At 65.9% G+C, this 9,297-nt stretch carries 12 protein-coding genes and 1 tRNA gene; 6 read left to right on the top strand and 7 right to left on the bottom strand.

The annotated features are described in order from the left end of the window. Window positions 1–3: 3 nt before the first annotated feature. Window positions 4–930, bottom strand: a complete 927-nt coding sequence (locus tag V5G24_RS00315) for an NAD(P)-binding domain-containing protein (RefSeq protein ID WP_509292274.1) — start codon at window positions 928–930, stop codon at window positions 4–6. Window positions 931–1,037: 107 nt separating this feature from the next. Here V5G24_RS00315 and V5G24_RS00310 point away from each other — a divergent pair, with 107 nt between their 5' ends. The 6 genes from V5G24_RS00310 to V5G24_RS00285 all read left to right on the top strand — a co-directional run bounded on the left by V5G24_RS00310 (window position 1,038) and on the right by V5G24_RS00285 (window position 5,617). Next, a complete protein-coding gene (locus tag V5G24_RS00310) occupies window positions 1,038–2,087 on the top strand; it encodes a LacI family DNA-binding transcriptional regulator (protein ID WP_394078444.1) in 1,050 nt (349 codons plus the stop codon). Window position 2,088: 1 nt separating this feature from the next. Then, on the top strand, window positions 2,089–2,901 hold the full coding sequence (locus V5G24_RS00305; protein ID WP_394078442.1) for a TrmH family RNA methyltransferase: 813 nt from the start codon (window positions 2,089–2,091) through the stop codon (window positions 2,899–2,901). Between the two features lie 155 nt (window positions 2,902–3,056). After that, on the top strand, window positions 3,057–4,247 hold the full coding sequence (gene mnmA, locus V5G24_RS00300; protein ID WP_394078440.1) for a tRNA 2-thiouridine(34) synthase MnmA: 1,191 nt from the start codon (window positions 3,057–3,059) through the stop codon (window positions 4,245–4,247). 88 nt (window positions 4,248–4,335) lie between these two features. Continuing rightward, window positions 4,336–4,980, top strand: a complete 645-nt coding sequence (locus V5G24_RS00295) for a class I SAM-dependent methyltransferase (RefSeq protein ID WP_394078438.1) — start codon at window positions 4,336–4,338, stop codon at window positions 4,978–4,980. Between the two features lie 79 nt (window positions 4,981–5,059). Further along, window positions 5,060–5,407 (top strand): hypothetical protein, encoded by a 348-nt coding sequence (locus V5G24_RS00290; protein WP_394078436.1) that lies wholly within the window; start codon window positions 5,060–5,062, stop codon window positions 5,405–5,407. A 133-nt stretch (window positions 5,408–5,540) separates the two neighbouring features. Beyond that, a tRNA-Met gene (locus tag V5G24_RS00285) sits at window positions 5,541–5,617 on the top strand. Window positions 5,618–5,755: 138 nt separating this feature from the next. Here V5G24_RS00285 and V5G24_RS00280 read toward each other — a convergent pair. From V5G24_RS00280 to V5G24_RS00255, 6 genes are all read right to left on the bottom strand, one after another. Next, window positions 5,756–6,481: a DNA-methyltransferase gene (locus V5G24_RS00280; protein ID WP_394078434.1), complete on the bottom strand. Its 726-nt coding sequence runs from the start codon at window positions 6,479–6,481 to the stop codon at window positions 5,756–5,758. Then, complete coding sequence (locus V5G24_RS00275) at window positions 6,457–6,648, bottom strand: Com family DNA-binding transcriptional regulator (RefSeq protein ID WP_394078432.1); 192 nt, start codon at window positions 6,646–6,648, stop codon at window positions 6,457–6,459. The genes V5G24_RS00280 and V5G24_RS00275 overlap by 25 nt, the downstream gene beginning before the upstream one ends. 146 nt (window positions 6,649–6,794) lie before the next feature. Then, window positions 6,795–7,022: a hypothetical protein gene (locus V5G24_RS00270; protein ID WP_394078430.1), complete on the bottom strand. Its 228-nt coding sequence runs from the start codon at window positions 7,020–7,022 to the stop codon at window positions 6,795–6,797. Beyond that, window positions 7,019–8,386: a hypothetical protein gene (locus tag V5G24_RS00265; protein WP_394078429.1), complete on the bottom strand. Its 1,368-nt coding sequence runs from the start codon at window positions 8,384–8,386 to the stop codon at window positions 7,019–7,021. Before V5G24_RS00265 ends, V5G24_RS00270 begins: the two co-directional genes overlap by 4 nt. Further along, the gene (locus V5G24_RS00260) at window positions 8,383–8,640 is read right to left on the bottom strand and encodes a hypothetical protein (protein ID WP_394078427.1); all 258 of its coding nucleotides are present in this window, start codon (window positions 8,638–8,640) and stop codon (window positions 8,383–8,385) included. The genes V5G24_RS00265 and V5G24_RS00260 overlap by 4 nt, the downstream gene beginning before the upstream one ends. A gap of 81 nt (window positions 8,641–8,721) precedes the next feature. Beyond that, window positions 8,722–9,291, bottom strand: a complete 570-nt coding sequence (locus V5G24_RS00255) for a DUF4376 domain-containing protein (RefSeq protein WP_394078425.1) — start codon at window positions 9,289–9,291, stop codon at window positions 8,722–8,724. Between the last annotated feature and the right edge of the window lie 6 nt (window positions 9,292–9,297).

The raw sequence follows: 9,297 nt of genomic DNA, 5'->3' as shown, positions 1-9,297 counted from the left end.
GCCCTATTCCGCCGCCGCCTTCATCTGCGGGATCTCGCCCAGCGAGACGCCGTTCATCTCCGCCACCACGTCGGAAATCTGCAGCACGTTCCAATCGCCCCGGCCGAGCCCCTCGGCGGCGGCATAGACATTCTTGATGGTGGCGCCGATGAAATTCGCCGCCCCGGTCGCGGAGGCGAGATTGTTCACATAGCGCATGTCCTTGTGGGCATTGGACAAAGTGAACTTGTGGGCGTTCTCGTCGCGCTCCAGCACATATTTGAAATAGGTCTGGTAGAAGCCGCAATCCATGCGCGAGCCACGCAGCACGCTGTCGAAGGTCTGTGGCGAGACGCCCACCTTGGCGGCCAGCGCGAGCGCCTCCGCATAGAGCGCGCCATAGCCCAGCGACAGGAAATTATTCAGCAGCTTCATGGTGTGGCCGGCACCGGGCGCGCCCACATGATTGATCCGCGCGGCGATCGCCTCCAGCGCCGGCTTGACCACGGCGAAGGCCGCATCCTCGGCGCCGACGATGGCGATTAGCGTGCCCTCGGCCGCATTGGTGGGCGTGCCGCCGAGCGGGGAATCGCACAAGGCGATGCCCTTTTCCTTCAGCTCGGCATGCAGGGCGATGGTCAAAGCCGGCTCGGAGGTGGACGTATCCACCAGATGCAGGCCCGGACGGGCGCCTTCAAGAATGCCGCCGGGACCGCGCACCACCGCTTCCACCTGGGGCGCGCCGGTGACGCAAAGGAAGATAATGTCGCAGGCGGCGGCCATCTGCGCCGCGCTTTCGGCCTCCCGGGCGCCGCGCGCCAGGAGATCCTCCACCGGCGCACGGTTGCGATGGGCGAGGACGGTGAGGGGAAAACCCTTTTCCAGCAGGTTCTTCGCCATGCCGTGGCCCATGAGGCCGACGCCGATGAAGCCGATGCGCGCTTTTTCCATGTCCAGTCCCTCCGAGTGACTTTGTCTTTTGGTCGCGGGGCTTAAATCGTTTAGCATGGATGAAGTGAGCAAGCGAAGCGTCTAAGACTTGGCTGCACGGAGGGATCATGGACGATACGGAGACGGTAAGCCTCGGCAGAGTGACGCTGCAACGCCTGGCTTCGGAACTGGGACTGTCCACGGCCACGATCTCGCTTGCGCTGCGCGACAGCCCGGTGGTGGCGCAGGCCACCCGCCAGCGGGTGCAGGACATGGCGCGCGAGCGCGGCTATGTGGCCAATCGCGGCGCCGCCTCCCTGCGCACCGCCCGCACCAACATCATCGGCGTGGGCCTGCACGATATCGTCAATCCCTCCTTCACCGAGCTGCTCGCGGCGCTTGAGGATGCGCTGAGCGGCGCCGGCAAGACCATTCTGTTGGGCGTGAGCCAGGAAGACGTGGTGCGCCAGGCCCGCACACTCGGCACGCTGGCGGAATACCGGCCCGACGCCTTCATCATCTCGCCCGCCCTGGACACCACCATCGCCGATCTGCGGGCGCTGGCCATCAGCGGCATCGCCGTGGTGCAGGTGACGCGCGAGGTGGAAGGATCGGGCTTCGATTTCGCCGGCTCCGACGATGCCACCGGCGTCAGCCTGGGCGTTGCCCATCTGGTGGCGCTCGGCCATCGCCGCATCGGCATGATCGGCGGGCTGGAGGGAACCTCCACCGGCCGCAAGCGGCTCGCGGGCTACAAGGCCGGGCTCGCCAAGGCGGGATTGCCGTTCGAACCGGCGCTGCATGCGCCCGGCCCCGGCCTGCGCGAATATGGCCGCGAGGGCGTCGCGCGCCTGCTGGCGCTGGAAAACCCGCCGACCGCCGCGGTCTGCTTCAATGATCTGTGCGCCTTCGGGGCGGTCATGGGCGTGCAGGCGGCGGGGCTGGAGGTGGGGGCGGATTTCTCCATCGTCGGCTATGACGACATCGGCGAAGCGGCGCTCTGGCACCCGGCGCTGACCACCGTCTACACCCGCATTCCCGAATATGGCCGCGCCGCCGCCGCCCTCGCGCTGGCGCGCATCGCGGCGCCCACCCGCCCGGTGGAACGGGTGGTTCTGGAACCCAAACTCGTGGTGCGCGCCTCCGCCGGCCCGCCGCCGCCCCGTCCCGCGCGCTGACATGCCGGATCTCGTCACGATCACCGATGCGCAGGATGAGCGCATCGCGGATTTCGTCGCCTTGCGCGAGCGCGACCTGATCGGCCGCAAGAACCGCTTCATCGCCGAGGGCGAAGTGGTGCTGCGCCTGCTCGTGCCGCGCACCGACCATTGCATCCGCGCGTTGCTGCTCTCCGCCGCGAGCGCCGCGCGCCTGGAAGATGTGCTCGCCCTTTTGCCGGACCCTGTCGCAGTGCATGTGGCGGCCCAGCCGGTGATGGACGCCATCGTCGGCTTCCACATCCATCGCGGCATCCTGGCGCTTGTGGAACCGCCGCCGCCGCCCGAAGCGGCCGCCTTGCTCGCGTCCCTTCCAGCGCGCGCGCTGGTGGTGGGGCTGGTGGGCATCTCCAACCACGACAATATGGGCGGCATCTTCCGCAATGCCGCCGCCTTCGGTGCCGGCGCCGTGCTGCTGGACGCGGCGAGCTGCGATCCGCTCTATCGCAAGGCGATCCGGGTCTCGGTGGGGGCAAGCCTCATCGTGCCATATGCCCGCGTCGCTGGCGGCGCAGACATGCTGGCGCTGCTGGCGCAGGCCGGCTTCGACATCGTCTCGCTCAGCCCGTCCGGGACCATTCCCCTGTCGCGGCTGGACCGCGGCGCACGCGTCGCGGCGCTGTTCGGCACCGAGGGGCCCGGCCTGCCGGCGGACCTGCTCGCCCGCACGCGCACCGTCTCCATCCCCATGGCGGCGGGATTCGACAGCTTGAACGTCGCCACCACCAGCGGCATCGTGCTCCATCATCTCGCCGGCGCGGCGGGGCCCAGTTGAGCGCGTCACGCGCCGGTGCGTGCCCTGCCCTGCTTGCCGCACATGGACGTTGTGTTGCGTCGCAATTGCACACTGGCGGCGGCGACCTATACTAAAGGGGCGTGGTCGCGCAGGTTCTGGCCATGCGCCCGTTCTTCTGCCGGTGACACCGCCCCATGATCTTGCCTCCCACCCTCCTCGACCAGATCGGCGATATCGGCGCGGACCCGGCCTCCACCCGCGTGGTGGTGGCCATGTCGGGCGGCGTCGATTCTTCCGTCGTGGCGGGGCTGCTGGCCCATGCCGGCTATGATGTGGTGGGCGTGACGCTGCAATTGTACGACCAGGGCGCCGCCGCCTTGCGCAAGGGCGCCTGCTGCGCCGGGCAGGACATTTACGACGCCCGCACCGTGGCCGAGAAGCTGGGCATTCCCCATTATGTGCTCGATTATGAAAGCCGCTTTCGCGAGGAAGTGATCGAGCGCTTCGCCGACAGCTACGCCTCTGGCGTCACCCCTATTCCGTGCGTGGACTGCAACCGCACGGTCAAGTTCCGCGACCTGCTCGCCACCGCCGAGGATCTCGGCGCCTCGGTTCTGGCCACCGGCCATTATGTCTCCAGCCGCGCCCTGCCGGACGGGCGCCGCGCGCTCTATCGCGCCGCCGAGGACAATCGCGACCAGAGCTATTTCCTCTACGCCACCAGTGAGGCTCAGCTGGCGCGGCTGCGCTTTCCGCTGGGGCATCTGAAGAAGAGCGAAGTGCGCGCGCTCGCCACCGAGCTCGGCCTCGTGGTCGCGGACAAGCCGGACAGCCAGGATATCTGCTTCGTGCCCGGCGGCGATTATGCCGAAATCGTGCAGCGCCTGCGGCCCGAGGCGGGCGATCCCGGCGACATCGTGCATTTGGACGGGCGCCTGCTCGGCCGCCATCGCGGCGTGATGCATTACACCATCGGCCAGCGCAAGGGCCTCGGCATCTCCACCCCTGAGCCGCTCTATGTGATCGGCATTGATGCCGCGCGGCGCGAGGTGAAGGTCGGCCCGCGCGAGGCGCTGACGGTCCATGCCATCCGCATATCCGACGTGAACTGGCTTGGCGACGAGCCGTTTGCGCAGGCCTGCGCGGCGGAGCGCGAGGTGTTCGTGAAAGTGCGGTCCACCCGCGCGCCCGCGCCCGGCCGGCTGGGGCTCGACGCGCAGGGCCTGCCGCTGGTGCATCTGCACCTGGGCGAAGAAGGCGTTGCACCGGGGCAGGCATGCGTGCTCTACGATGCTCCCGACGGCGGCGCCCGCCTGCTGGGCGGCGGCACCATCCTGCGCACCCGCTCGGCGGTGCGCGACGCGATGCAGGCGCAGGTCGCCTGAGCGAACAAGATTTTCGCGGCCCAGACGCCGCATGACATGACGTCCCGGCGGGACCATCGCCGGGATGCAGGCTGGGGCAGAGGCAGACATGGCGGTCCAGTACGATCTCGAAGGCCAGAAGCGCGCTTATGCGAAATGGGCGCCCATCTATGACACCGTCTATGAGAAGCTGCTGGCGGACGCCCAGCGCAAGGCCGCCAACGCCGCCGCGAGCTGCGGCCCGGACATTCTGGAAGTCGGCGTCGGCACCGGCCTGACCCTGCCCTATTATCCCCGCACCTGCCGCGTGACCGGCATCGATTTGTCCTCGGACATGCTGCGCAAGGCGGTGCAGAAGACCACGGCGCGCGGCCTCAAGCAGGTATCGCTGCTGGCCGCCATGGACGCCTGCGCGCTCGGCTTTCCCGATGCCCGCTTCGATGCCGTCACCGTGCCCTTCGTCATCACCCTGGTGCCGGACCCGGAAGGCGCGCTCGACGAGATGCGCCGCGTGCTGAAGCCCAATGGCGAGATCATCATCGCCTCCAAGCTCGGCGCCGATGCGGGCGCCGCCATGCATGTGGAAACCGCCCTCGCCCCGCTGGTGAAGAAAGTGGGCTGGAGCATCGCCTTCAAGGCCGGCCGCCTCGGCGCCTGGGCGGCGCGCCAGGGCGACATGGAAGTGGTGGAAATCTCGCCGGTTTTCCCGGTCGGCTTCTTCAAGCTGGTGCGCATCCGAAAGGCGCGCGGCTGAGGGTGGGCGCACTCGCTTTCTTGAAACCGAAAAAATCATCCCCATTTCCGGAAAACCTAATGCTAGCCGGAGAGTGGGGATGAGAAAAGATAGCAAAATTGACGATGTCCTACAAACACTTGCAAGGCCAGATCAATACATTCGTCAAATCATAACGAATTTTTTGACTTATGAATTTGATGAAGATCGCGCCGATGTAAGGATAGGAATATCCGGTACAGGAAAATATCCAAATTATTACATTAAACAGGGATTTAGATACGATTATATCTATCCGAAGATTTCAAAGATTGGATCTTTTGATTTAAGGTATGCATTTCACGGAAGAAGTCACAATAAGATTCTTGAAGAATCATTCATGGGAACAAATTGGAGTACAGTCGGCATGTCGTTTGATTATTTGAAAAAACTATCTCGATCGGTCTAAAAGATCGTCGAATCCTCTACGGTGAAACTCAAAGAGGCCGTCGGGGCGCTTGACTGTTGAATACCAATACACCCTCATTGACACGAACGCGGCGGCGCTCGTATATGCGTTGCTTCCGCGCCAGCATGCGCATGGCAGTGTAGCTCAGTTGGTGAGAGCGCCGGATTCATAACCCGGAGGTCGGCGGTTCAAATCCGCCCGCTGCTACCATTCGCCTCCCGCCTATTTTTCAGATCTCAGCGCCCGCCCCACCGCGCCGCGGACTGTAGCCGGCCGCGATCTTTTGCAGTGATGACCGGCACCTTTTGCAGTGAGCCTCAGACGATTTTTGCTTGTCATAGGGCAGGATCATCGAGCCGCAAGCCGCTCACAGGCGATCTCGAAATAGGCTGGTTCCACCTCAATCCCGATGTACGGTCGGCCGGCAGCCGCACACGCGAGCCCCACGGTGCCTGAGCCCATGAACGGATCGAGGATCGGTCCCGCGTCCATCACCGACATCAGCCGCTCCATCAAGCCAACCGGCTTTCCCGCGATGTGGTGCTTGACCGGCGGAATTGGCTCCCTGATCACCCCTGGTGCCACCGGTCCCACAAGCGGCCGGGCTCCGTTGGTCGACCAGACGATATACTCGGCTTGTGCCCGGTAGCGGCCGAGCTGGGGACGAACCCGCTCCGTCTTGTCCCAGGGCACAATCCCGCGCCACACCCAGCCGCCCGCCTGCACCGCGTCCGTAGTGATGGGCAACTGCCGCCAATCCGAGAACACGCAGGAGATGGCGCCGGGCTGCGTCACGAGCCGAGCGCGGCTCATCCACATCGTGGACCACGCCAAGAAACCGCGCTGATCGCGGGTATCGCCTGCGAACTGCGGATAGAGCCCCCGATGCGGCGAGGATTGATACTTGCTGCTGGTGGCGGCGGAGCGGTCTCCCTTGTGGGCGCCGCCGCTCGAATAAGGCGGGTCCGCCAGAACGGCGCTGACCGAGCCCGGCTCCAGCATCGCGAGCACCTCAAGGGCGTCGCCGAGATAGAGGGTGGCGTTGCCAATCACTTCGCGGCGGATGGTCGACATGTAGCGTCTCCGGAGCGGCGCTCTTGGCGCTCGGAGGTGGGCTCGACGGGCCTCAGGAAATTGACGGTGCCACACCGGCGGCACTTGATCTCTATCGGGCCTTGGATGGCACCAGCGCCCGCCCGAAACAACAGCGCGCTGCATTTCCCGCATCGTACGTTTTCCACCTGTTAAGATCCAGCCTTGTAGGTACCCGACGCTGCGGCCGCAGCTGCGGCGAGGGACCGGTAAGGCGCTTTTCGGTCACGCGGGCAAAGGTTTCCTAGGCCGTCCCGCGTTCCGGGGCGCGGTGCGCCCCGGCCTCGTTGTCGATCTACCCCAACTCCTCACGCTGCCACTCGGCATCCGCCACCTCGCGCACCGGCATCCCGGCGAGCACCTCCCGGTGCATCGCGTGCTCAGGCGCAGTCCCGCAGATCGCTGGGAGAATCCAGGCCGATCCGTCCAGCAGAGGCACCGGGTCGAGCCCATATCCGGGGGCTGTCGGGCCGCGCACCAGCGCTGCGGTGGCGGCATCCAGGATCAGATATTGTGCGGTCATACCGCCACCCCCAACATGGTCGCGAGCCCTCTGTAAGCCGCAAGATGCTGCGCTGGCGAGAGGAGCGCCGCCCCGGCAAACGCCGCCAAGACTCGGTTTGCCGAATATGTCGCCCCAGCACGTAGCAACGCCAGATCAACAGGGAGCGAAGACGGCGCTTGCGTATCCGACACGACGAGCACCCCGTTTTTCCAACCTTCGCGCAGGTTTTCGGAGGGTCGGTTGGCGACAGTCAGGCCGACCGCAGTGGGCACAGTGCCCGCCGCACTCGTGAGGCCGGAGGGGGAGTTGACGCGTACGACGATCTGATCGCCGGAGGTGCGCGGGTTGATGGAAACACGGTTGTTTGTGTCGCCCAGTGAAAAGCCGGACGTTAAATTCAGTCCAGTCCATGCGCCATAGCTTGCGGAACTGAGGGTCGCCTTGGAAAAATCGAAGCTCGGATCGGCGTTCGTATCCAGATAGCTGGTGGTCCCGTTGCCCCCGTAGCCGCCGGGCGCGCCGGGCGCGCCGGGCGCCCACGCCGCCCATGTCGGGTTGTTGATCTCCGACAGATCCCAACGGTACAGCGTCTGCACCTGAGACGCCGCCGCCCCGCTGGTGGGAATGTAATTGCCCGGCACGTCCATGCGCACCAGTTGAGGCATGCCAATCCGCAGCACCACGTCATAAGTCACGGGCGTCGTGGTTGCTGTCGGCGTGCTGTATCGCAGAACAAGGTTGCCGCCCGTAGAGGCGAGGGTCGCAACGCGGGTGTTGGTGTATTGCGCCCGAGCCCCCGGTATGAAGTTGCTCCCGCCGCCATCCGAGTTCAGTCGCAGCGTCACGGCAGAGAGGCCCGCGACCCAGGAGCCCGAGACAAGCTCCACGCTCGCGCTCGATGTCCATCGCTGCCCGATATCAACGTTCGTGTCCGACCGGACGCTGAACGTAACGGCCCCAACGCCCACCGATGTGCCATAGAGGCGCAGCCTGATAAACCGCTGGCCGTTGACGCTATCGACGCCCTGGATTTCGTAATTGTTGCCGCTCCCTGCGGCGAAGCCGGCGAGTGACAGGCCCGTGGGCAGGACACCGGGCGCCGCGCCAGCGAACTCGCTGTTCGTCAGCGCGTTCGTCACCGTGCCGGTCCACGGCACCAGGTTCAGCCGAGCGGCGGTCTGGCTGTAGGAGCCAGTGACCCACAGCGCGTCCAGCCGGTCGAGCACTCCGTCAGCCCGGTAGATGCGCGCGCCAGCGTCGAGCCGCCGAACAAAATCATCCGGAGGCGCCTGCATCCGGCCGAGGGCGTCCGCCGCCCATGGATCCAGGCCGAGCTGCGCGACCGTGATCAAGCTCGGTATGGCGACGCCAACGCCGATCATCGCAGGCCGATCAGGAAGAGGCCGGCCGAGGTCGCCGAAATACCGCCGATTGCGGTGGCTATGGTCTGCCGCAATGCCACGCCCGACAGGGGCAGGATTTGCCCGGCCGCGCGCGTGTACGGGATCACCACGCCGCCCTCATCCTCAATCAGCACTGTTCCGGCGGTCTCGAAACTGAGGCAGCGCCAGCGCGGTCTCACCGGGCCATTGGGGCCTATCCCGAGGTCGATGCGGCCGTCGGCGGGCCACTCCATGCCCGGCGCCAGCAGCACCGCGTGCCGCACCGCCGGATCGCCGGATCGCTCGCACCGACCTGATATCCGCGCCAATTTTCCTCAGCCATTTTGGACCTCAAGCGCTGCGTCGATCTCGCTGGTGGTGGTGATCTTGGGCGGATCGGCTTTGATCCGCGCCTGGATCTGGCGCAGCGCCGAGAAACACCTCTGCACATGCCGGCCGACAGCGACGCCGATGCCGATCATTGTGGCGCGATCGAGGCTCACCCACGTGCCGGGCTGGGCTTCCCAGTCGATGCTGGCCATCTCAGCGTCGTTGGACAGGAGCACACAGGCGCCGGCGATCTTGGCCTGGGACTGCTCGTCGGTGCGGATCATCTGGCCCGCCACCTCGATCCCGCCGGTCTCGATTTCCCACCGGCGCTGTGCCGCGTGGGCGAGCAAGGCTGCGGTGGGGGATAGAGAGAGGCCGTAGGGCGCCAACACATCCTGCAAGGCCGCATCCGTCTGCGCGCCGGCCTCGTCTCGCGGCCAGCGCGTCGCGACGTTTCCAGCGGCGATCCAGGCCAGATAGGCGGCGGTGTCCATCGCGACGACGCTGCCCGCCGCCGAGGAATAGAGACGGCCGTCTGCACCCAGCCAATACCAATCGCGCGGGTTGTACATCATCACCCT

The organism is Roseixanthobacter finlandensis (genome assembly GCF_043195105.2).
Classification (GTDB): domain Bacteria; phylum Pseudomonadota; class Alphaproteobacteria; order Rhizobiales; family Xanthobacteraceae; genus NCEH01.
The sequence above is the reverse complement of the archived record's forward strand: the minus strand, read 5'-3'. Positions and strand labels throughout refer to the sequence as shown.

Bases quoted from the DNA above. Each gene is read 5' to 3' on its own strand.
- V5G24_RS00315 (WP_509292274.1), bottom strand. From the start codon at position 930: ATGGAAAAAGCGCGCATCGGCTTCATCGGCGTCGGCCTCATGGGCCAC.
- V5G24_RS00310 (WP_394078444.1), top strand. From the start codon at position 1,038: ATGGACGATACGGAGACGGTAAGCCTCGGCAGAGTGACGCTGCAACGC.
- V5G24_RS00305 (WP_394078442.1), top strand. From the start codon at position 2,089: ATGCCGGATCTCGTCACGATCACCGATGCGCAGGATGAGCGCATCGCG.
- mnmA (WP_394078440.1), top strand. From the start codon at position 3,057: ATGATCTTGCCTCCCACCCTCCTCGACCAGATCGGCGATATCGGCGCG.
- V5G24_RS00295 (WP_394078438.1), top strand. From the start codon at position 4,336: ATGGCGGTCCAGTACGATCTCGAAGGCCAGAAGCGCGCTTATGCGAAA.
- V5G24_RS00290 (WP_394078436.1), top strand. From the start codon at position 5,060: ATGAGAAAAGATAGCAAAATTGACGATGTCCTACAAACACTTGCAAGG.
- V5G24_RS00280 (WP_394078434.1), bottom strand. From the start codon at position 6,481: ATGTCGACCATCCGCCGCGAAGTGATTGGCAACGCCACCCTCTATCTC.
- V5G24_RS00270 (WP_394078430.1), bottom strand. From the start codon at position 7,022: ATGACCGCACAATATCTGATCCTGGATGCCGCCACCGCAGCGCTGGTG.
- V5G24_RS00265 (WP_394078429.1), bottom strand. From the start codon at position 8,386: ATGATCGGCGTTGGCGTCGCCATACCGAGCTTGATCACGGTCGCGCAG.
- V5G24_RS00260 (WP_394078427.1), bottom strand. From the start codon at position 8,640: ATGGAGTGGCCCGCCGACGGCCGCATCGACCTCGGGATAGGCCCCAAT.
- V5G24_RS00255 (WP_394078425.1), bottom strand. From the start codon at position 9,291: ATGATGTACAACCCGCGCGATTGGTATTGGCTGGGTGCAGACGGCCGT.